Origin of the sequence: Veillonella sp. T14073-2 (assembly GCF_002959875.1) — a bacterium.
Taxonomy (GTDB): Bacteria; Bacillota; Negativicutes; order Veillonellales; family Veillonellaceae; genus Veillonella; species Veillonella infantium.
This window is the reverse complement of sequence record NZ_PPDC01000004.1, coordinates 14,900-38,157: the sequence shown is the minus strand read 5'-3', so window position 1 is coordinate 38,157 and position 23,258 is coordinate 14,900. Positions and strand designations below refer to the sequence as shown.

Sequence of the window (23,258 nt, the reverse complement as noted above, 5' to 3'; positions counted from 1 at the left end):
CTCCTTATTCATTCTCGGGCAATCGAGATACGATTTTCTTAACTGCCTTTTCAAATTTCGGGCGCGGCATCAATAGTTGATGACCACAACCATTACATACGATGAGAAAGTCTGTGCCAATCCGCTTAACTTCCCATTCATCACTGCCACAGGGATGTGACTTTTTCATTTTTACCACATCGCCTATATAATATCTAATAAATGCCATAGCGCCTCCTTTTACATCGTTCAGTATTTATATACTTATTATACAAAAAATACAATGTTCTATAAACATATCAGAATTCTATATTTATATAGTTATTTTATGAGGAGTTATTAGTACATTTAACAAAAAGATTATTAATACGTAATCAATAATGATTTTTCATTTAGTTATCATTCTCAATATCAAAATCAGATTATTTTATAAATCCTATACTATCCTGTCTTTAAAAAACCGCATTTTCACTGCATTGATAATATTTATCATTTAGAAAATTTTCGAAATAAATTTTACAAAAACACTTGCATTTCTCATTTAGTATGTTACAATATAGTCAACAATGATTATTCGTTAAGTATACGGATAGCACATTGTATATAAAACTGTTAAGACGGCAAGTGCCGAAAAACACAAACAAGTAAGTACTATTTTAAGAGTTAGGCAAGTGTCTATTTGATTTAAGAATAAGTTTTCTTACTAAGGCGAAGTCGCCCACGAAAATTGTAGAATAAGTATTCTATTATTTGAATTCACAACCAAGTGGTTATGAATATATAAGTTAAGTAACAAATTTGAAAATTATCGTAAGTACAAAGGAGTATTAAAATGGCAGAATTAAAAGGTTCTAACACTGAAAAAAATCTTCAAGCAGCATTCGCTGGCGAATCCCAAGCATTCCAAAAATATACTTTCTACGCAGCAGCAGCTCGTAAAGCTGGCATGAACGAAATCGCTGATTATTTCGAAGAAACAGCTCACAACGAATCCGCACATGCTAAATTGTGGTTCAAAGCTCTTCATGGTGGCGACGTATCTTCCGATATCGAAGCTAACCTTCGTGATGCAGCAGCTGGCGAAAACTACGAACACACTACAATGTACAAAGATTTCGCTGACGAAGCTGAAAAAGAAGGCTTTGCAAAAATCGCTTACCAAATGCGCGAAGTTGGTAAAATCGAAGCTCGTCATGAAGCTCGTTACCTTGCATTAGCAGCTCAAGTGTCTGGTAACAAAGTATTCCACAACGACGAACCAGTAGCTTGGATCTGCGCTAACTGTGGCTATGTACACGTTGGTGAAGAAGCTCCTAAAGTTTGCCCAGTATGTGCTCACCCACAAGCTTTCTTCCACCGTTTCGTTGAATCCATCTAATCTGTAAGTACGACACTAACTAAACTAACAACCTGTAAGTACAGATTTAAATTAAACATACCTGTAAGTACAATATAATCTTACAGTAAGTACTAACAACTTCCTTAACAAAAAGACGATGACTTAGGTCATCGTCTTTTTTTGTGTTCTATTCGCTATTAAGGTTGTGTTTTGGTTGTGTTTTGTAAGAGCAACTATTTAGTACTATCTACTAAATGCTTAAACTGTTGTACCGCCTCATAAGGGTTATCTGCATGAGCAATAGCAGATATGATGGCAACACCACAAGCTCCTGCTTCCAGTATAGGCTTCGCATTGTCTAAAGTAATTCCCCCAATACCAACACATGGTAAGGTCAAGCCTTCTGCCTGTAGTTCAGCGACACGCTCCGGTCCACATGGCTCTTGTGCATCAGGTTTACTACTTGTAGCATACATAGGACCTACACCTACACAGTCAGCATAGATTATATCAGTCTTATGAAGTTCCTCTACGGAATGAATAGAGATGCCAACCACCTTATGGCCTACAAGATCACGAACTGCTTCTAGGCTCATATCCTCTTGCCCTACGTGAACGCCATCAGCATTAACAGCTACTGCTAAGTCTACATCATCGTTGATAATATACAGCACTTTGTACTTAGCACAGATTTGTTTTAACTGTTGGGCTAACTCTAGTTTCTGTTGCCCTACTAAGGTACCTACACCCTTTTCTCTAAATTGGAAACAAGTCACACCACCACGACAAGCCTCTTCTACGACAGATAGTAAACGACCTTCGTTAAGATCTACATCTTGAGTACCACTGATGAAATATACTTGTAATTGATCTGGCACAACTACAGGGCGTATACGATTCTCGGACTTAAGCACCTTATCATCAAGAGAATATAAGGCATCCATAAAGGCTGTACTAAAACTACCAGGTTGTACGCCACTTACCTGTACGGCACTTTCACCGGCTAAACCATAGTAAGCCAATGCATAAGCGAGAAACTCACCAATAGATAATCTGTTTTTACACGGATAATAAGCGCTAAAGAAAGCCGCCAATACAGCCCCTAATAGACAACCCGTACCCGTTACAGCCGTCATGATAGGGTGTCCGTGTGGCACTGCAAATACTCGAGTTCCATCGGACACATAATCCTCTTCACCAGTAGCTACAACAGGGCAGTTAATAAGGCGCGCTAGACGATACACAATAACAGCACTATCATCGACCTGTCCTCCATCTACACCTTTACCGGTAGTGGAAGTATTTGCCTGATTATTAGGGCTTAAAGCATCGTAGATAGCTTTAATTTCACTTTGATTGCCTCGCAATAATGAGATATCACCAGTCTTAATCAAGTCTAAAACCACAGATAAACGGTAAGCCCCTGCATGACAACCTACAGGATCTAAAACGATAGGAACCTCATGTTTCTTCGCCAGCACTATGGCATCTTTGTAGTAACTAACCTTATCTGGCGTAAGAGTGCCAATATTGATGAGTAACGCTGATGCATGGACTATGAGGTCTTTCAAATCTTCACTACACTCACTCATCACCGGTGATGCACCAATAGCTAGTAACCCATTTGCCGTAAAGGTCCTCACTACATCATTGGTAATACAAATAACGAGAGGGTTTCTCTGGCGCAAGATTTCTAATATATTTAGTTCAGGCCAAATTTGACCATTCATATATGGATTTTCATAGGGCATATCACTATCTCCTCTCGTCATTTTTTAAGAGCTCATCCATCGTTTCAGGTCCATTAGATAACAATCCATACGCCATATGATTAACGGGACCACAGCCATTTCCCAATCCGGGATTATGTTTAATAGCAAGTGCAATATAGTCCTTGGCAATACCAATGGCATCCATTACATCGCGGCCCTTTGCGAGCTCCGCCGTAATCACTGCGGAGAAGGTACAGCCCGTACCATGTGTATGCATCGTATCATATTTAGGGCTTGTCCAAGTACGGACGCTACCATCTTTAGTGAAAGCATAATCCGTTGCATCTTCGCCGATGTGGCCACCTTTAATGATAACAACTTGAGGTCCTAAGTCCTGTAAGATACGATTCGCCGCCGTTGTTATGTCGCTTTCACACGTAATAGCCATGTCCGCTAAAACCTCAGCCTCGCTACGGTTCGGTGTGATAACAGTGGCGGTAGGAATGAGTTTAGATTTTAAGAAATTTACTGCCTCATCTGATACAAGTCGGTCACCGCTAGTGGCAATCATAACGGGATCCATTACATAAGGAATTTGTTTACTCACATAAGGATAGATGAGATCCATCATCTCCGGCAACGCAATCATGCCCGTTTTAACGGCTTGCGGTTCAATATCGGAATACACATCGTGTAATTGTTGTTCAATACTCTCTAGCGATAAATGCTCTACATGGTGGACGCCCGTCGTATTTTGGGCTACCACAGAGGTTACAACGGCCATGCCGTATACGTGGCGACTTTGGAAAGACTTCAAATCCGCCATAATACCAGCACCACCGCTAGGGTCGGTACCAGCAATTGTCAATGCAGTATGTAGTTTCATTATGCCTCCTTATGTAATAAATGACGACGAGATAAGATTTGTAATACTATGAAACCAATGCAAGCACCTGCCACAGAGCTCATGGAAAAAGACGTAATTAAAGTCAACAATGCCAAAGGTTTACCTAGTAGGAAATGGGCTATTGGATAACTCACGAGAGCACCGATAAGTCCGGTACCAATGATTTCACCAAGAGCGGCTGCCCATAGAGCGTTATATTTTTTATACAAATACGCAGATAACCAAGCACCGATCATACTGCCAGGGAAGGCTAGCGGAGAACCTAGTGCCAATACATTCCGTAAACAAGATGTACTAAAGGCAGCACCTACTGAAAATCTTGTCCCCACCACAACGGCTAAGATAACATTTATCATATGTTGAAACGGAAAAATACGAGCTGGTCCAACAGGAATTGATGTAGTAGATAACACTACGCCTAAGGCCACACATATGCTAGCAATAATCAGTTTTTTCATAATACCTCCAAACATATAAAAACAAGACCACTCCAAATGGAATGGTCTCGTAATAGTTTAGTATTATGTTTCACTCCACTTCCCTACGCCAGTATTATCTGGATCAGGTCTAGGGTTTTGAATGGTCAATCTCAGCTAAAGCACCCCTAGTGGCAATATATTTTTATACTCTAGTTATAACATTATTATACAATCTATGCAACAAAAGAATTGACGGTTTCCTATTATCCGCATATAATGAAGCCATAACGGGGTGCTCACAAGAGTGGGCTGAGAGTAAGCTAACGCTTTAACCCATAACCTGATTTGGATAATGCCAACGTAGGGAACATAGAGGATTAATAGCCGAGTTCCTATGAACTCGGCTTTTTCTATGACTTCCTGGCAAGGAGGACGTATGAAAGATGCACACATTACACAACCACAGTTTGCCATGATATGGTTCGGTGCTGCTCTATCTATAGCGGAAATTATGACAGGCACCTATCTGGCCCCCTTAGGGCTCACCCAAGGTCTATATGCTATCATATTGGGACATATCATCGGCGGTATATTACTCTTTGGAGCTGGTCTCATCGGTGGCCGTTTGCGGCAAGGCAGTATGAATACTACCGCCTTCAGCTTTGGCCCACTAGGGGCAAAAGGCTTTGCCTTTTTAAATATGCTTCAACTCATCGGCTGGACTAGTATCATGATCTACGATGCTATGCTAGCCTTACAAGAGCTAGCACCCCTGTCTCCTATGATTTGGACGATAGCTATCGGAGCGCTTGTCATCCTATGGCTTTTCATCGGCCTCCACAATACGGGCTATATTCAAGCCATCGTATCTGTGCTATTGCTAGGCCTCACCCTCTACATGGGCGCTCACATGATATCCCAGTGGCCTAGTGAAGCTAGCCTTCTAAGTAGCGGAAACATGAGTTTCATCGCTGCTCTTGAATTATCTATTGCCATGCCACTATCTTGGCTACCTCTCATCAGCGATTATACCCGTGAAAGCAAAAATCCTGTGTCCGCATCACTTACAAGTGCTACAGTCTACACTATAACAAGTATCGTTATGTACGCCTTAGGTCTTAGTGCTGCTATCTTTGGCGGTGGCGACTCCATCATTACAATCATGATGAATGCAGGACTTGGCCTTGCGGGCCTCATCGTTATCATCTTTTCTACCGTTACTACAACCTTTATGGACGCTTACTCTGCAGGCGTATCTAGCACGACTATCTATAACGGTGCATCTAGCAAAGGCATCGCCGTCATCGTTACTATGGTGGGTACTATTGCAGCTATTCTATATCCAATGGATGATATTACAGACTTCCTATATCTCATCGGCTCTGTATTTGCACCGATGATTGCCATCTTATTGGCGGACTACTTTATCAATCGCCAACCAGTACAAACAGTATCGGCTTATCTCGTACGAGGTCTTATTTGGGCCGTATCTGTTGGTTTATACCACTATATGTTACATAGTGAAAGCACAATAGGTGCTACATTACCAGCCTTTACAATGGCATTTGTCGTTACAGCTATCGTTGGATTTATAAGTAAAACAGCGCACATATCTACAGAAATTAAGTAGCATTAGCAAGTAACATCTATTATAAACGTACTAATTCAATGCTAAAGATTAAAGATAATAGTAAGTACACTGCTATCATTGCTATCAACTATCTAAAAAGAAAACACCTTCACAATCCACTAGTTACTGAACTATACATCTCAAAATTGTGTCCAGTTTTTGGCATGTAGTTCATAGGATTATGAAGGTGTTTTATGTATCTCTATTTAATTTTAAAGTATTTTATCACTGTATCAAAACCATACGATTTAAATGTTTATCATCATTCAGCAATCGTAATAAGCCCGTTTTCACAGGTCCAGTGTCTATCTCCTACGCTTTCTGCTTCGCTTTCATCATGGGTAACCCATACGCAAGGTACATCCCATTCACGGATGATAGATACGAGATCCTCACGAACTTGCTTTCTCAAGTTCCAATCGAGTGCAGATAATGGCTCATCGAGAAGCAACACAGTCGGTTTAGAGTAGAGCGCACGGCCTAATGCAACCCGTTGTTGCTCACCACCGGATAAACTACCTGCCTTTATATGTCTATATTTTTCAAGACCTAAGCGATTTAATAAACTATCGCACATATCCGGTGTGCCACGTTTACTATAGGTAACATTATGCTCTACAGATAGGTGAGGAAATACAATATTACCTTGTGGCATATAGCCTACTTGGCGTTCTTGAGCAGGCACCCAAAGTTTTTTATCTCGATCAACCCATGTCGTTTCATCACATTGAATGCGGCCAGTTGTGGGTTTTACGAGGCCCGCGATACATTTGATAAAGGTACTTTTACCACTACCAGACTGTCCTGTAAGCACAGTAATACCAGACGGCAGTGCCCCATCAGCTTTCACAGTCACAGAAGGTCTAGCTACAGTAAAGGAAAATGTAATCATAGAACCTCCTAATTATTATCTGTATGGCGGAACAAGGAACCTTTTGTAATAAGGTGAATCCCGCTCAGTAACGCCAATGTAAGAACACAAATATAAATAACGAGCTCAAAGGCATCCATGTACTGTCCCGCCTCTACATAGGAGTAGATAGCTAATGGCATAGTACGTGTTACCTTTGGAATATTACCAGCAATCAAGATGGTAGCACCAAACTCGCCCATGGCACGACAGAACGCCAAAATACTACCAGTTAAAATACCTTTCCATGCGAGCGGTACAGATATGGTGAAGAAAATACGTAACTCTGAAGCACCTAAGGTGCGCGCTACATCCTCCATATTATGATCTACGGACTGCAATGCAGAACGTACTGTTTGATAAAACAGTGGAAATGCAATAACAGAAGAGGCTATGACGGCACCGGAAGCTGCAAAAACGACACTCATGCCATGAGCTTCAAGCCAAGCCCCAAAGGCATAACCCGGTGTAAATACCATAAGCAGCGCAAAACCAACAACGACTGGCGGTAAAACAAGGGGCAACGTAATTAAAGCATCGAGAATGGCAATGCCGCCCCATTTACAGCGTTTCATCCAATAACAAGTTGCTAAGCCACTTAAAATAACTATAATAAGAGCAATACTTGCCACCCACAGCGATAACCAAAATGGACTCATGCTATCCCCCCTTTCTATTTAATAATGCTGAAATCATATATTTCCAGCTAGGACTAACAACAATAATATATATATTGTACCATAAGAAAACGCTAGCCATGAGAGCTAGCGTTTTACTCTTATTTAGAAGTGGAGAAACCGTATTTCTCTAATACTTTTTGTCCCTCTGGGCTCATTACATATTGGTAGAAATCTTTTGCCAATGCATTGTCATATTTTTTAATGATACCGATTGGATAGATAACTGGATCATGAGAATCTGCAGGTGTTACTGCGGAAATTTGAACGGCATCACCTGCCGCAATAGCATCAGTTTTATAGATAAAGCCTGCATCACCAGCACCTTGGCTAATAGATGCTGTTACTGCTTTTACGTCTTTAGCATATACTACATTTGGTTCAACTTGTTCCCAAACACCTAATTTTGTTAATACTTGTTTACCATAGTTACCAGCTGGCACTGTTTCAGGGTTTCCCAATACAATGCGTTTCACACTAGCAATTTGATTTAATTCAACTTTAGGTTGACCTTTTGGAACTACGAGAACGAGTTCATTTGTAACGAACGGTTTTACATCACTTACAAGGTCTTTTTCTTGTAACATTTTCATATTTTTTTCGTCAGCAGAGATGAATAAGCTAGCTGGTGCACCTTGTTCAATTTGTTGACGCAATGTGCCAGAACCAGCAAAGTTAATAACAATTTGATCATCTGCTAAATTATGGCTTTTTTTGTAAGCATCAGCCAGTTCTGTAAGAGCCCCTTTAAGACTAGCAGCTGCTTGTACAGTAATCTTTTCGGATGTACTCGGTTTAGCAGATTCGGTTGGTTTGCTTGCATCGTTACCACAGCCTACTAGAAAAGCAAGCATAAAAACGCTCATTAATACTAATAGAATTCGTTTCATAATTCCTCCTGTGCATCCCTTTGGACTCCACACTGTGAAAGCTATGGTTACTCACCGTAGAGACACCATCAAATAACAAACTAAAATATACGATATATTCACATTATACTATAAGTTTGTTCATTAAGATGTATGTAATAACTCACATTTTGTATATATATTTCTGATAGAAACCATAAGAAATCATAATGGATAAAACTTTTAAGCCCCAAATAATACATACTATGGTATCATAATATTATGATTAACTATGCTATATATTAATGAGAAACTCTAGGTGAGATGATGAATATATTCGAATTAATAGGCCATATATTTATGAACTCTATGGTTCCTATCTTCATGCTTATAGGCGTAGGCTTTATATTAGATAGAAAATTCAAACTAGATCTGTATACGCTGAGTAAACTAAACTTCTACATATTATTACCAACCTTTGTATTTAGGGCCATGTATGAAGCTAAATTTACATCCGGTACGTTAGAAATTGTATTTTGTGCACTAGTTGTACTCATACTGAACTCTATACTTTCAGGTGTGGTCGGCAAAATACAAGGTTATGATGTAGCAAAAATCGCCACATTAAAGAACTGCGTTATGTTTAACAATGTCGGCAATATGGGCATCGCCCTTGCTATCTTTGTTTTTACCAATGTGCCCTACGTCATCGATGGCGCAACCCCCTATGCTGATTTAGGTCTTGTCAGCGTTGTATCCATTATGATTATACAGACCATTACGAGTAACACCTATGGTTTCTATCAAGCTGGTGCTGGCCGATTGAGTACAAAAGATGCCTTAAACGTAGTGTTCCACATGCCTATGGTATACGCCATTCCTCTCGCTTTGATTTGTCAGCTCTTACCATTTGATTTACATGGCCTCTTCTTCTTTGCACCTCTTAAGATTTTTGCTAATGCCTTCGTTGGTGTTGCGATGATTGCCTTAGGGGTACAAATTAATAGAACACCATTAAACTTCTTTAAAGCCGATGTTATGCTCGCTACATCCTTACGACTCATCGTAAGTCCTCTTATCGCAGCAGTTATCACTATACTCTTTATTATGTTCTACGGCCCAATGCATCCTATAGCAGCACAGACTATAGTCATTACCTACAGTGTCCCAACAGCTATTAATATGGCTCTCATTGCTATCGAAATGAAAAACAATCCAGAGTACGCTACGCAAATTGTAATGGGTACAACCATACTATCAGCAGTAACCATGCCACTATTCATTACTATAGCCTATTACCTCTTCCCATTATATTAATACTAGTATACCTATACAAAAAGGAGCCGTATAAACGGCTCCTTTTCTTATGTTTTAAATTTATATATCTTTAGAAGATAGGTATATCATAACTATTGTTGTATATCCCTAATCGAGTTAAACAAATAGTATGTAATACAGATATATAACTATTGATGAGATACGTGTTCCATACCCATTCTTACTAGACCTTCTACATGATCATCGTTTAGAGAGTAGTATGCAGTTTTTCCTTCCTTACGATAGGTTACAAGGCGTGCTTGACGTAATACACGTAGTTGGTGTGAAATAGCAGATTGACCCATTCCCATTGTTTCTGCAATATGATTAACACACATTTCATTTTCTAATAATAATTCTACTATTTTAAGGCGTGTAGGATCTCCCAAGATTTTAAACAGTTCTGCTAGCTTTAGCAATGATTCTTGTTTGTCGCTCATATAATCCCCCATATCTTAAATCACTATTCATGTTTATGTATCATTCTTATATTACTTATGTTCTTACTCATTTGTAACCCCGTGGGCATACATATAAATATTATATCATTTTTATTATATTAAAAAAGAGACTTTGTTTAAACAAAGTCTCTTTTATATCATATCTATACAGGATATGAATTATTTAATGATTAATACAGGGCAAGTGGAGTGACTAGTTACATAGCTACTTACGCTACCCATGAACAAGCCTTTCAATGGACCAAGGCCACGGCTACCCATTACGATAAGATCAGCATTGTATTTTTTAGCTACTGCTAACAATGCAGGACCAGGGGAGCCAACTTCGAATACGCTTTTAACTTTTACGCCTGTAGGAATTTCTTTCACTACATCGTTAAGAATTTCTTTACCAGTTTCTTCCATATCTTCTGCAATTTGTTCAGATACGTAACCACCGGAAATTGGTGTTTGATCGAAATTGGAAATAGCAGACACGATATTTGCAACGTGAACAACAATCAATTCAGCATGGTTGCGGTCCGCTACAGCGAGAGCATGTTCCAACGCACGTTTAGCATTTTCAGAACCATCAGTAGGTACGACAATAGTTTTGTAGGTAACCATAATAACCCCTCCTATTTCTAATCCCTCAAAGGGGATATGATCAAAGATCGTTTAGCCTATATTATTATATTCTAGACCATCAAGGAAAACTCCTCTTTTTCTAGAGGATTTCTTTTATTATAGCACAAATTATACAGAATTATACAAATAAAAGAATATTATGTGTATATTACAACACTTGTGAAGATTGGTTCGTATTCAATGTAGTAGTCAACTTAAATCCATCGAGCACATCGATAAGCTCTGGTGTGCTAAGGCTTGTGCCTGCTGGGCCAATCATACGAGCCACAGCTACATTGCCTTCATTACCTAAGATAATAGTAGCTGCGAAGGATACCGGTGCCGCTGCGGATGTATCAGCTGTATTAGGATTCTTCATATGACCTGCCAAGTAGAACATAACATTACCATCAATAATATGTGTTTCATAACGAGTGATGGTTGCCTTATTCACCTCAACCAATTGTTTAAGATAGTAATCACCTAGCATTTGTTTGCCCATCATCGTAGGCATGCCTGTGCTAACTGCTTGTACTGGAATTGTAAAAGATTCAATATCAAGGCGTATATTATGCTTAGTGAAAGCAATTTTCCCCTTTTCATTAAGACGGGTAAATCCTTTTGGATAATTAAATTTGATGCCTTCATCTACGCTAATGTCACTAGTGCCAGAGATAAATTGTTTAACACCTTTAATCGTACTAGAACCAGTTTTATTTAATAATTCAAAGGACGGAATCGTATGTTCCATCAAACCTTGTTCCATAAACTCCCCTTGAATAGGAGCATAAGTACTAGCTAAATTATAGCGATGTGTTGGGTCCTTATCCATGATGAATTCCGCTTCAAATACGGATTGAACAGGCTCTGTAGAGGTCATTTCAGCATACGATTTTGGTGTCGTCTTATCCCAACGCGCTGATATAGCCCCTTTCTTGTTAAAGAAGCCACCAACAATATCATTATTTTCAAAGGCATTACTATGTTGACGCCAAATGCTCAAGTATTCTTCATCAGACATGCCCTTGATTGGCACACCATACCAAGTCGTATTCCATTCTTTTTGAGATACCCCGTCTTGCGGTGTATTATTGCGCTTTGTGAAAGACACTGTATAGGAATCATCTTGAGTTGGACCGGCTAAGTTGAAAGAATAGCCTTGAATATGCTCACTTTCACTGCGCACATCCATATCCAGTTTAACACCATCTGCTACACGCCAAGGAAGCGTAAAGGTATAGCCATTTTTATAATCCTTAACCACTGTATTCATCGTAGTAGCATAGGACTTATATTGTTCTGGCAAGATAGATACAGAGTCTTTTTGTGAGTCTACAATAGCTATTGGTGTGCTAGGTGTCCCCTGCAAACCTTCCGCCATAATAGAGGTCGTGCCCATAGCCATTACAGCTAATGTAGCGGCAATAAAACGTAACTTCATAAGACCTCCTATAACATATTCTCCAAGAACGCTTTCGTTCTATCGTTCTGTGGATTATTGAAAATTTGCTCTGGTGTGCCTTCCTCTTGGATGACACCGTCGGCCATGAAGATGACACGGTCAGATACTTCACGAGCAAAGTTCATTTCATGAGTTACGATAATCATCGTCATGTGATCATCAGCCAACTGTTTAATAGTCTTTAGAACCTCACCTGTTAACTCTGGGTCAAGAGCAGATGTTGGTTCATCAAAGAGCATAATTTCTGGATTCATCGCCAATGCACGAGCGATGGCCACACGTTGTTGTTGGCCCCCAGATAAACGGGATGGATACATATCCCGCTTTTCCCATAGGCCAACTTTATTAAGTAATCGCTCTGCAATCGGTAAAATCTCATCATCTTTCATACCTTTTACCATACGCGGTGCAATCATAATATTATCAAGTACCGTCATATGAGGGAATAAATTGAAAGATTGGAACACCATACCCATGCGTAATAGCAAGTCATGTTGTGTTTCTTGGCTTGCATAGTTTACAGTGCCATTAGCATCAGTGCTAGCAAGAACAGTGCCATCTACAGTAATAGAACCACCGTCGATAGTCTCTAATTGACCTAAACAGCGCAAGAATGTAGATTTACCAGACCCAGAAGGACCGATAATAGAAACGATTTCCCCTCTATTCATTTTGAGCGATACATCGCGCAATACAGTTTGATTGTTAAAGCGTTTTTCAATACGCTCCATATTTACAAATGTCATAAGTACCTCTTAAATCGTCGCATCCTTTTATCTAAACATACTAATCATTGAGTATTAGTCCACTATATGAACAATAATTGGATGTAAAATACGACAAGCAACTACAGAATAGATTAATCTTCGTATACAGCAAATCTTCTTTCTAAGTAGTTGAAGATATTTGTCAAAATAAAGGTAAAGATCAAGTAGAACAAAGCTGCCACCAAGAAGGCAGAGATGTCAAAGTCACGTTGTACGATAGATTTTGTAATACGCAAGATATCGTTCATAGCCAATACGTATACGAGAGAAGTATCTTTCAACAAGTTAATTGTCTCATTCGCAAGCGGAGGCAATACGCGTTTAAACATTTGTGGCAAGATGATCTTACGCATCGTTTGGGCATAAGTAAATCCAAGAACCTTTGCCCCTTCGTACTGACCACGAGAGATGGATTGAATACCACCGCGGAAAATTTCACATAAATACGCTGCGTAGTTTAATACGAATGTAAGCACCGCTGCTGTAGCATCATCCATTTGGACAGCACCATCTGTAATGATAGGTAATGCATAATAGACGAATAAAATTTGAAGCATTAGTGGTGTACCGCGCATCAAATATACGAAAGCTTCAACGATTTTGTCGAGCACTGTAAATTTAGATAAACGTACCAAAGCAAGTAGAATACCACCAGGAATGGATAAGATCCATACAATACAGAATAGCGATACGGTTACCTTCAAACCATCAGCAATGGTTGGGATAATCTGCAATAAATAATCTAACATGGAATACTCCTTCAAAACACGACTAGAGAAGAGGCATCTGGCCTCTTCTCTAGTGTACATTTCGTTCTTTAATTATCTGTTGTACAAACTGACCATAGTACTATTAGTATATCACGAATTGTACTATTTAGCATCGCTCTTATCTAGGTCTGCGCTAGAGCCCAACCATTTTTCAACGATTTTATCAGCAGTACCATCTTTTTTCATTTCAGCTAAGATACCATTGATTTTATCACGCAATGCAGTGTCATCTTTACGGAAGCCAACAGCGAAGTTATCAACACCGTAATCTGTACCTTCTACGATTTTGTATTTACCAGGTTCTTTTGTCATGAGGTAACGAGCGATAACACCATCTGCGATAACTGCATCAACACGTCCAATACCAAGATCCATGAAAGCACTTACAAAATCAGCATAAGATTTAGTTTCTTTCACAGTTTTACCGCTTGGATCGTTTTGCAATGCAGATTCACCAGTACTTGCTTGTTGAACACCTACTACTTTGCCTGCAAGATCTGCTTTAGATTTAATGGATTCATCTTCATTACGAACAACGATGTATTGTTTATCCTTCATATATGTGTTGGAGAACAAAATATTCTTCTCACGTTCAGGAGAAACTGTTAAGCCATTCCATAAAGCGTCGATTTTTTTAGATTTCAACTCAGCTTCTTTACTAGACCAGTCGATAGCTTTGAATTCCACATCCATGCCAGCGCGTTTAGCTGCTTCTTTAGCCATATCGATATCAAGACCTACGATTTCGCCTTTATCATCTTTAAAGCCCATTGGAGGGAAGCTATCATCTAAGCCGATAACGATTTTTTTAGGTAATTCTTTATTAGCCGTTTTAGTATCACTACCACAACCCGTTACAAATACCATCATAGATACTGCTGCAAGGCCAACGGCCATTATCTTTTTCCAATTCATAACTATCCTCCACGGTGTATTACACCTTTAACTACTTGCTAATATATGCTGTACAGAACTCATGTCTGTACCCGATGATTGTATTATACTTTAGTTCATTAAAGTTGTAAATAGCTAATTTGATGAATTTTAGAATTTTTTAGTTCTCTCATGGTTCATACAGGATTATAGTACTAAATCCTTTGTATATACGCATACATTATGTATCTGAATGCTTATGAATCGCTTCAATCATGGCCATTTTGTCTTTATACCCTACCTGTGCGAGATCTAATGGTATTACATAAATCCCACCATGACCATTCATAGCCTGCAACTCACGCCAACCTTCAGTAAATCCAATGATATGCTCATAATCGACAAAGACAAAATATTCATCGCCATGAAAGAGGCTGTGAAAGTATTCCTTCACAGAAAAAGGCCTTCGCTTTAACACGAGGCCCTTTTCACAGATAAATGCTTGACTTTCACCTAATCTATGAAGGGTCCACAATATTACGAGTAACAACAGATAATACCATATACGCTCAGCCCAATCGGAGGGCATATATTTTACAATTAAAGCGCAAACCAATAAACCGATGATACGACCGGCCCACTGAATTCCACGATGTATTTCTAAGCTCTGTTGTACGGTACCTGATGAAAAGCGTTCCATCGCCTCTTGTTTCGTCATGGCTTACCTCACAAATTGAAAGTCTACTATATGATTTTATTTACGGCACAAGCCCATAGCCTGCTCTACTTTACGATACATTTGACTTGCTTTAGCATGAGCCTTAGCAGCACCTTCATCGAGAATAACATCGAGTTCAGGGCTTGTAATCAACTCATTGTAACGTTGTTGAATTGGCTCAAGAGTTGCCACCAATAGGTCTGCGATATCGGATTTGAAGACACCATAACCTTTACCGGCATACATTTCTTCAATAGCTTCATAGCTGTCTTTTGTGATAGCACGGTAAATACCCATCAAGTTAGAAATGCCAGGTTTGTTTTCTTTATCATAACGCACCGCGTTATCAGAGTCAGTTTGAGCGCGTTTCAATTTTTTCACGATCAAGTCTGGTGCATCCAAAAGACGAATTGTAGCATTTTGGTTATCATCAGATTTACTCATTTTCTTAGTTGGCTCTTGTAAGCTCATAACGCGAGCACCACCTTCGCCTACCTTGATATCAGGTACTACGAAAGTTTCGCCAAATCTACGGTTAAAACGCTCTGCCAAATTACGAGTCAACTCAAGATGTTGTTTTTGGTCCTCACCTACTGGAACATAGTTAGTACCATATAACAAAATATCTGCCGCCATCAATGGTGGATACGTAAGCAACGCTGTAGGGATAGAGTCACCTTGCTTTTGAGACTTATCTTTGTACTGTGTCATACGCTCTAATTCGCCAACATAGCTGATAGATTGCATAACCCAACCGAGTTTAACATGCTCAGGCACTTCGGATTGCACAAATAATGTTACCTTTTTAGGATCGAGGCCAACAGCGAGGTATAACGCAGCCAAATTACGAGTATTTTGGAATAACTCTTTTGGATCTTGCGGTACAGTGATCGCATGTTGGTTAACGATGCAATAATAACATTCATCAGTATCTTGATACTCTAAGAAATTACGTAAAGCCCCCAAATAGTTGCCAAGTGTTAATTCCCCACTTGGTTGGATGCCGGAAAATATAACTGCCATAATAGTCTCCCTATATTGAAATAAACCAACAGTGCCGAAGCACTGTTGGTTATATATATTATTCTACGGTTACAGATTTAGCCAAGTTACGTGGTTTATCTACATCTGCGCCGCGTGTAATCGCTGCGTAGTACGCCAATAATTGCAATGGTACAACCGCAAGGATTGGAGCGATGAATTTATTTGCACGAGGCACATAGATTGTATGGTCTACGTGTTTAGATAATTCTTCGTCACCTTTCATACCAATACCGATTACAACAGCTTCACGAGCTTTTACTTCACGGATGTTGCTGATCATCTTATCGTACACATCTTCTTGTGTAGCCAATGCGATAACAGGTACGCCTTCTTCAATAAGAGCCAATGTACCATGTTTCAACTCACCACCAGCATATGCTTCAGCATGGATGTAAGAAATTTCTTTCAATTTCAAAGCACCTTCCATCGCTACTGCGTAGTCGATAGCACGGCCCAAGAAGAACGCATCAGATTTGAAGCCATAATGTTTTGCAAAGGCTTTCATATCTTCGTCTACTTCAAAGATTTCATGAATCAATGTAGGCAAGCTTTTAACACCACAAAGGATTTCTGCGCCTAAAGCCGGATCCATTTTACCATTCAATTGGCCAAGGTATACAGCGAACAACAAACCTGCTACTAATTGAGTAGTATACGCTTTTGTAGACGCCACAGAGATTTCAGGACCTGCCCACGTATATACAGTGTTATCTGCTTCACGGGAAATACTGGAACCTACTACGTTTGTAATTGCCAAGGATTTAGCGCCATGACGTTTAGCCTCTTTCAAAGCAGCCAATGTATCGGATGTTTCACCAGATTGACTGATAACGATACATAATGTTTTATCATCAGTCAACGGATTGCTATAACGATACTCAGATGCGATTTCCACATTTACAGGAATGCGCGCCAAGTTTTCAATATATTGTTTTGTTACAAGACCTGCATGGTATGCAGTACCACATGCAACGATGAGGATTTTATTGAAAGCTGCTACATCGTCAGCTGTCCAGTTCAATTCCTCAAAGTGTACAGTTTTACCATCTTCGGAGATGTGTGTACCAAATGTATCGCGAACTGCTTTAGGTTGGTCATGAATTTCTTTCAACATGAAGTGTTCATAACCACCTTTTTCAGCAGCCTCTGCATTCCAGCTTACGTGGAATACTTCTTTATCAATAGCATTACCTTCACGGTCAAATACGGATACATTATCACGAGTTACGATAGCTAATTCACCATCGCTCAAGATGTATGTATCACGTGTGTAGTTAATAATTGCTGGAATATCGGAGGCAACGAAGTTTTCGCCTTTGCCAAGACCGATAACCAATGGATTTTCTTTTTTAGTACAAATGATTTTGTCTGGCTCATCAGCACAGATGATTTCAAGAGCATACGCACCGTCAACACGAGCGAGCATGCGGCGTACAGTACTTACGAAATCGCCATCGTACATATCCTCTAATAAATGAGCTACTACTTCTGTATCAGTTTCAGATTTGAAATGGTACCCTTTTTCGATGAGCTCTTCTTTTAAAGGCATGTAGTTTTCAATGATACCGTTGTGAACAACAGCAAATTTACCATCTTCAGAGGAGTGAGGATGGGCGTTCATATCGGATGGACGACCATGAGTAGCCCAACGCGTATGACCAATACCTACAGTTCCTTCATTAGGATCTGCTTTTACAATCGCCTCAAGATTAGCTAGACGGCCAACCTTTTTTTGAATTTTGATTGCATTTTCAGCACCAATAATAGCGATGCCTGCAGAGTCATAACCACGGTATTCTAATTTCGCCATACCGTCCAATAAAAAATCAGATGCTTGATTAAAGCCAATGTATCCTACGATACCGCACATAAATATATCCTCCTATAACTGGGGGTATTCTAGCCCCAGCCAACAACTAAGGCTAACAAATTAATGTTCTAGATTAATGTTCTAGATTAATGTTTCAATTATGTATTAATTATTACTTTAATACAATTCATTCAGATACACTTTGTCTCCATTGTTACCAATGGGCTTTTTAGTATCTGTTACGACATGAATGTGCCGGAAGAGCATCCGCTGATTATTCGATCACTCTTCACCTCGTCTACCCTAACGACTGCCTTCGCGGGTACTTGCGCTATTCGCCTTTACGAATTCGGATCTCCTTTCTATGATATACGGCAGAATTAGTACAAACATGTACTGAACACTATTATACTAAAAAAATCGATAAGATGTAAACTATCTCAGACAGGTCATAAGCAATAAAAAAGATTTTTTCTATACTTCACGGTATTTTCATTGTAAGAAATTATACTGCTATCAATCTAAATTTTACGCAATTAGATTTTGTTATATTCCCAAAATATATTTATAGAATTTGGAGATGATTATTATGAATAAAACAACTATAAAAAAGAAACATTCAACACATAAAAATAATATACAATACAGAAAATTACGTCGTTGGGTTCTACCCGCAGTATTAGGTGCAGCTCTTTCCACCTTGGCAATGCTTCCAACCTTTGCAGCAGAAACACAAACGAATGCTAACGTAGCTACTGTAACTACAACAGCACCATCTGCACAAGGAAGCACTCCACAAAACAGTGCTCCTCATGGCAAACCACCTGCGGGGCAACCACCAACAGCGCCTCCAAATGGACATCAAAACGGAGCCCCTCCTGCAGATATGCAAAATGGAGCACCTGGTGGCATGGCACCACAAGCCGAAGTAGATCCTAGTACTTTCACAGCCACAACTGTAGTAAGCGAAAATAAATCGATGGCTCACGAATTGATTGCCAATACAACAGCTGATCAAAATGCTTTCATCGGTAAAAATAAGGCAGTCGTAAATATTGAAAATAGCGTATTCGATAAAACAGGCAATACTACAAGCGATGACAATAGTAATTTCCGAGGGCAAAACGCCGTAGTTTTAGGTATTGATGGTAGCCAAATCAATATTAAAGGTAGCAATATTACATCTAACTCTAATGGTTCCAATGCGGTCTTTGCTACCGGTGAAGGCTCTGTTATCAATGTAGAGAATACTAATATTCACACTAAAAGCGATTCCTCTCGTGGTCTAGATGCTACGTACAAAGGCACAGTAAATGGCAAAAATCTAACGATCACTACTGAAGGTGCTCACTCTGCGACCCTTGCTACAGACCGTGGCGAAGGTACGATTACTGCAGAAGCTGCTAAACTGACAACCTCTGGTGCAGGCAGCCCTGTTATCTATTCAACTGGTAATATTACAGCTAACAATGTGAATGGCGTAGCTAATAACAGTGAAATTGGCGTTGTAGAAGGCAAAAACTCCATTACCCTTACAAACTCAAACGTAACTGGCTACAAAGATAATGGTTTCATGCTCTACCAAAGCTTCTCCGGTGATGCTGAAAGCGGTATTGCACGCCTTAAAGCAGAAAATAACACGCTCACAACACACTCCACAGGTGCATTCATCTATGTAAACAACACCACTGCTGAAGTAGACCTTACAAGCAATACAATCTTAATGCCAAATACTACGACTCTAGTAAAAGCAGCAGCTGACTCCCGTTGGGGCAATACTGGTGAAAACGGCGGTCACCTCACACTCCGTGCATCCAACCAAGCACTAAGCGGTAACATCGTAGCTGACTCCATCAGTACCATCGCACTAGACATGACAAATGGATCTAGCCTTGTTGGAGCTATCAACACTGACAACACAGCGAAAGAAGCTACAGTAAAACTCAGCAAAGACTCTAGCTGGACACTTACTGGCGATAGCTATGTAAAATCCTTAACTAACGAAGACACAACAAGCAGTAACATTCACTTGAATGGATACAAACTAGTTGTAGCTGATAAATAATGATAAAAACACTACTTTGAATCTTACAATTCAAAGTAGTGTTTTCTTTTTGTAATCAAAATTATATAATCCTTCAGAGATAATGCTTTTTAAAATTCATCACATTTAAATTAGCGTAATTCATCGCATTTAAATTAGAGTACTAGAAGTTATGAGTTAGACAATCTATCAAATAACAGCCATATAGGGGCCACAATTTTAGTTTCACCGTAGGTTTGAAGTTTTCATGTTTAATCTTATGTACCATGGTACTTAAAGCTTCTAGATCATCTTCCCAGCTTTGGATATAACTTTGCTTTTCCTCTTCACTATCAAAGTCTTCGTCCGTTTTTGCATCTTCAATACATGCCAATATTTCTGTTCGTTGTTTGTTCACTTCATGATAGAACTGGTCATGTTGATTCATAATCCAAAGACCAAAGTAGTAAGGGCCATCACTTAAACCACAGTACTCTTTAGCCTTTTCACATTCTTCTAAGAATAGACCGTACTCATCTAATATATAATAGGCGTCAATGATATCAAACTCACTAATATCATCGTTATTTAAATGATATGCTGGATCTACTCCAATCTTAATTTGCTTCAAACAATTGAGGGCTTGCTTCTTATTACTTAAATACACATCACAATAAGCTATACACAACAATAACCGCATTCTATTTGGGTAATCTTTTAATAACTCTTCAAAGTTAGTCTTTGCTTTATCATATTCCTTACATTCAAATAAACATACAGCACGACCAAAATTCATTTCATAATCGTTGGCTACGGTTACCCCTTTTTCAAAGGTATGTAAACTTTTAGTTAAAGCCTCTATCGATCCATTATCTTCGTAAGCTGAAAAATGATATAATGCCAAACCTCTATAAGTCTCTATATATGGAGAATGTAACTTTTCAGCTTTTACTAAATAGTTACATGCCTCTATCTCCCCATTATGATAAAAAGCCAAATTAGTGTAAACTCTTGCTTTGTCCGTATCACTCAGTTCATCACTGTACATTTCAAGGAAATCTTCCAATAGTTGAATTGAATTTTCCTCATGCCATAACACCTGTTCAACAGTGGCTAAAGCACAAACAACATCTACGTTATTGGGATACTCACACATTAAAGAAATTAAATACACTCTAAAACGCTCTGCATATTGCTGCAATACATCAGAATTACTAAATATAGACACGTTATATGCAGCTTCATATTCTGTTTTAAGATTTTCCCAATATTCTTTTATAGCAAGCTTCATATTATACCTTTACTATCGAATATATTTTAGATTATATGGCTATAATTATACCAGAAATAACTCTTATGAGTAGAGATGGTTCAGTGTAGAAATATCCGCGCGATAGAGTGGTTCCATTCGGTAATCATCCTAAATAAATATAAAATAAATGCCCTCCTATATATGTTCTTGCAGCGACTTTACGTAGGATGGAGCAAAGGGACATATATAGGAGGGTATACCTTTAATATAAAAGTTGTTAAATAGAATTAGTTCTCACAAGAACAGTAGGTTTAATCTTAGTAAAGATGGTTCCTCGCTGTGGGTTTACTCCTTTTATTCCGCCAATCCTTGTTCTCTACCAATAATATCAGCGATTTCTTGGCATAGTGCTTGTAGTTCTTCTTGGTTAGGGCCTTCAGCCATTACGCGAATGAGTGGTTCTGTACCAGATGCCCGTACTAAAACGCGGCCTTCATCACCAAGTTCACCTTCTGCTGTTACGATAGCAGCTTTGATAATATCATTATCTTCCCAACCTGTTTTTGTAGCAACGCGAACGTTTACTAACACTTGTGGGTATTTCGTCATGATGCTAGCGAGCTCAGAAAGTGGTTGGTTTTTCTCTTTCATAAGAGCCGCTACTTGAACAGCTGTTAACATGCCATCACCAGTTGTATTGTGATCTAAGAAGATTACGTGACCAGATTGTTCACCGCCAACGGAGAGGTCATGTTCACGCATGTATTCCAATACATAGCGATCACCAACAGCAGTAGAAACTGTTTTCATACCGAGCTCTTCTGCCGCTTTATGGAACCCAATATTACTCATAACAGTGCCAACTACTGTATCGCCTTTAAGTTTGCCTTCTTCTTTTAATTTAAGAGCACATAATAGCATGATTTGGTCACCATCAAGAACTTGACCTTTTTCATCTACCAACAAGCAACGGTCCGCATCACCATCGTTAGCGATACCAAGGTCTGCATTGTGTTGTTGTACAGCTACTTGTAAGCCTTCGATATGTGTAGAACCACAGTGATGATTGATATTCAAGCCATCTGGATTTACGTTGATATTGATTACTTTAGCACCAAGACCAGATAAAATTTCAGGACCTACGCTAGATGCAGCACCGTTCGCACCATCATATACAATAGTCAAACCTTCAAGGGATGTATCGATTGTGTGACGAACAAAGTGAGCGTAGAAATGAGCTAAATTGCTATTGTACTCAATTGTACCGATGCCATCACCTGTTGGACGTGGCAATTCATTATCTGCACTTTGACGAACATATTGTTCTAATTGATCTTCTACTTCATCTGGCAATTTATAGCCATTACCATCAAAGAATTTAATGCCATTATCAGGATATGGATTGTGAGATGCAGAAATAACGGCACCTGCATCAAAGCCTTGTTGACGTACAAGGTAAGCTACTGCTGGAGTTGGGATAACACCGGCAATGACAACATTACCACCAACAGAGCAGATACCGGATGCTAAAGCACTTTCAAGCATAGAGCCAGAAATACGTGTATCACGACCAATCAAGAATGTTGGATGTTCTTTTTCTTTACCAAAATATGTAGCCGCTGCACGGCCTAAATGATAGGCTAATTCAGGTGTTAAAAATTCATTAACAACACCACGTACACCATCTGTACCAAATAAACGAGCCATAATTATCCTCCTCTAGGGATTGTGAAA

At 39.3% G+C, this 23,258-nt stretch carries 22 protein-coding genes and 2 riboswitches; of the genes, 4 read left to right on the top strand and 18 right to left on the bottom strand.

All coding sequences use genetic code 11. From position 1 onward, the window contains the following. Positions 1 to 4: 4 nt before the first annotated feature. A complete protein-coding gene (locus VCHSUH04_RS02650; protein ID WP_105085231.1) occupies positions 5 to 208 on the bottom strand; it encodes a DUF951 domain-containing protein in 204 nt (67 codons plus the stop codon). 603 nt (positions 209 to 811) lie between these two features. On the opposite strand from VCHSUH04_RS02650, the gene rbr reads away from it, so the two are divergent. Further along, entirely contained in the window at positions 812 to 1,357 is a 546-nt protein-coding gene (gene rbr, locus VCHSUH04_RS02645; protein ID WP_105085230.1) for a rubrerythrin, read from the top strand. A 194-nt stretch (positions 1,358 to 1,551) separates the two neighbouring features. On the opposite strand, the gene thiM is transcribed toward rbr, so the two are convergent. The 3 genes from thiM to thiW are packed head-to-tail and all read right to left on the bottom strand — an operon-like array spanning position 1,552 to position 4,395. Continuing rightward, the gene (gene thiM / locus VCHSUH04_RS02640; protein ID WP_105085229.1) at positions 1,552 to 3,069 is read right to left on the bottom strand and encodes a hydroxyethylthiazole kinase; all 1,518 of its coding nucleotides are present in this window, start codon (positions 3,067 to 3,069) and stop codon (positions 1,552 to 1,554) included. 4 nt (positions 3,070 to 3,073) lie between these two features. Then, on the bottom strand, positions 3,074 to 3,916 hold the full coding sequence (gene thiD, locus VCHSUH04_RS02635) for a bifunctional hydroxymethylpyrimidine kinase/phosphomethylpyrimidine kinase (RefSeq protein ID WP_105085228.1): 843 nt from the start codon (positions 3,914 to 3,916) through the stop codon (positions 3,074 to 3,076). Further along, a complete protein-coding gene (gene thiW, locus VCHSUH04_RS02630) occupies positions 3,916 to 4,395 on the bottom strand; it encodes an energy coupling factor transporter S component ThiW (RefSeq protein WP_105085227.1) in 480 nt (159 codons plus the stop codon). Before thiW ends, thiD begins: the two co-directional genes overlap by 1 nt. Before the next feature lie 63 nt (positions 4,396 to 4,458). Beyond that, positions 4,459 to 4,553: riboswitch (TPP riboswitch) on the bottom strand. A gap of 81 nt (positions 4,554 to 4,634) precedes the next feature. After that, positions 4,635 to 4,740, top strand: a riboswitch (TPP riboswitch). A 52-nt stretch (positions 4,741 to 4,792) separates the two neighbouring features. Between thiW and cytX the strand changes: the two genes are divergently transcribed. Further along, a complete protein-coding gene (gene cytX / locus VCHSUH04_RS02625; protein ID WP_105085226.1) occupies positions 4,793 to 5,986 on the top strand; it encodes a putative hydroxymethylpyrimidine transporter CytX in 1,194 nt (397 codons plus the stop codon). A gap of 262 nt (positions 5,987 to 6,248) precedes the next feature. On the opposite strand, the gene VCHSUH04_RS02620 is transcribed toward cytX, so the two are convergent. The 3 genes from VCHSUH04_RS02620 to modA form a co-directional block, all read right to left on the bottom strand. Next, positions 6,249 to 6,878 (bottom strand): ATP-binding cassette domain-containing protein, encoded by a 630-nt coding sequence (locus VCHSUH04_RS02620; protein ID WP_105085225.1) that lies wholly within the window; start codon positions 6,876 to 6,878, stop codon positions 6,249 to 6,251. A gap of 8 nt (positions 6,879 to 6,886) precedes the next feature. Continuing rightward, positions 6,887 to 7,555 carry a molybdate ABC transporter permease subunit gene (gene modB / locus VCHSUH04_RS02615; protein WP_105085224.1) on the bottom strand — a complete coding sequence of 223 codons (669 nt, stop codon included), beginning with the start codon at positions 7,553 to 7,555 and terminating at the stop codon, positions 6,887 to 6,889. A 119-nt stretch (positions 7,556 to 7,674) separates the two neighbouring features. Beyond that, complete coding sequence (gene modA / locus VCHSUH04_RS02610; RefSeq protein WP_105085223.1) at positions 7,675 to 8,463, bottom strand: molybdate ABC transporter substrate-binding protein; 789 nt, start codon at positions 8,461 to 8,463, stop codon at positions 7,675 to 7,677. Between the two features lie 285 nt (positions 8,464 to 8,748). On the opposite strand from modA, the gene VCHSUH04_RS02605 reads away from it, so the two are divergent. Further along, complete coding sequence (locus tag VCHSUH04_RS02605; RefSeq protein ID WP_105085222.1) at positions 8,749 to 9,738, top strand: AEC family transporter; 990 nt, start codon at positions 8,749 to 8,751, stop codon at positions 9,736 to 9,738. A gap of 149 nt (positions 9,739 to 9,887) precedes the next feature. Here the strand turns inward: VCHSUH04_RS02605 and VCHSUH04_RS02600 are convergent, their stop codons facing one another. The 9 genes from VCHSUH04_RS02600 to glmS form a co-directional block, all read right to left on the bottom strand. Beyond that, positions 9,888 to 10,178: a metalloregulator ArsR/SmtB family transcription factor gene (locus VCHSUH04_RS02600; protein ID WP_024063797.1), complete on the bottom strand. Its 291-nt coding sequence runs from the start codon at positions 10,176 to 10,178 to the stop codon at positions 9,888 to 9,890. 180 nt (positions 10,179 to 10,358) lie between these two features. Further along, positions 10,359 to 10,805 (bottom strand): universal stress protein, encoded by a 447-nt coding sequence (locus tag VCHSUH04_RS02595; protein WP_005387768.1) that lies wholly within the window; start codon positions 10,803 to 10,805, stop codon positions 10,359 to 10,361. A gap of 169 nt (positions 10,806 to 10,974) precedes the next feature. Further along, positions 10,975 to 12,246, bottom strand: coding sequence for a hypothetical protein (locus VCHSUH04_RS02590; protein ID WP_105085221.1), 1,272 nt, complete (start codon positions 12,244 to 12,246; stop codon positions 10,975 to 10,977). A gap of 8 nt (positions 12,247 to 12,254) precedes the next feature. Then, positions 12,255 to 13,013 carry an amino acid ABC transporter ATP-binding protein gene (locus tag VCHSUH04_RS02585; RefSeq protein WP_060923854.1) on the bottom strand — a complete coding sequence of 253 codons (759 nt, stop codon included), beginning with the start codon at positions 13,011 to 13,013 and terminating at the stop codon, positions 12,255 to 12,257. A gap of 113 nt (positions 13,014 to 13,126) precedes the next feature. After that, the gene (locus tag VCHSUH04_RS02580; RefSeq protein ID WP_005387763.1) at positions 13,127 to 13,783 is read right to left on the bottom strand and encodes an amino acid ABC transporter permease; all 657 of its coding nucleotides are present in this window, start codon (positions 13,781 to 13,783) and stop codon (positions 13,127 to 13,129) included. A 123-nt stretch (positions 13,784 to 13,906) separates the two neighbouring features. Then, positions 13,907 to 14,719: an amino acid ABC transporter substrate-binding protein gene (locus VCHSUH04_RS02575; RefSeq protein WP_105085220.1), complete on the bottom strand. Its 813-nt coding sequence runs from the start codon at positions 14,717 to 14,719 to the stop codon at positions 13,907 to 13,909. A gap of 199 nt (positions 14,720 to 14,918) precedes the next feature. Then, complete coding sequence (locus VCHSUH04_RS02570; RefSeq protein WP_105085219.1) at positions 14,919 to 15,395, bottom strand: hypothetical protein; 477 nt, start codon at positions 15,393 to 15,395, stop codon at positions 14,919 to 14,921. Between the two features lie 36 nt (positions 15,396 to 15,431). Then, positions 15,432 to 16,418 carry a tryptophan--tRNA ligase gene (gene trpS / locus VCHSUH04_RS02565; RefSeq protein ID WP_060923857.1) on the bottom strand — a complete coding sequence of 329 codons (987 nt, stop codon included), beginning with the start codon at positions 16,416 to 16,418 and terminating at the stop codon, positions 15,432 to 15,434. A 58-nt stretch (positions 16,419 to 16,476) separates the two neighbouring features. Further along, positions 16,477 to 18,309 (bottom strand): glutamine--fructose-6-phosphate transaminase (isomerizing), encoded by a 1,833-nt coding sequence (gene glmS, locus VCHSUH04_RS02560; RefSeq protein WP_105085218.1) that lies wholly within the window; start codon positions 18,307 to 18,309, stop codon positions 16,477 to 16,479. A 520-nt stretch (positions 18,310 to 18,829) separates the two neighbouring features. Between glmS and VCHSUH04_RS02555 the strand changes: the two genes are divergently transcribed. After that, positions 18,830 to 20,314, top strand: a complete 1,485-nt coding sequence (locus tag VCHSUH04_RS02555) for a hypothetical protein (protein ID WP_369819979.1) — start codon at positions 18,830 to 18,832, stop codon at positions 20,312 to 20,314. A 142-nt stretch (positions 20,315 to 20,456) separates the two neighbouring features. Here VCHSUH04_RS02555 and VCHSUH04_RS02550 read toward each other — a convergent pair whose 3' ends face one another. Beyond that, entirely contained in the window at positions 20,457 to 21,563 is a 1,107-nt protein-coding gene (locus tag VCHSUH04_RS02550) for a hypothetical protein (protein WP_105085216.1), read from the bottom strand. A gap of 315 nt (positions 21,564 to 21,878) precedes the next feature. Beyond that, complete coding sequence (gene glmM / locus VCHSUH04_RS02545; RefSeq protein WP_105085215.1) at positions 21,879 to 23,231, bottom strand: phosphoglucosamine mutase; 1,353 nt, start codon at positions 23,229 to 23,231, stop codon at positions 21,879 to 21,881. Positions 23,232 to 23,258: the final 27 nt, after the last annotated feature.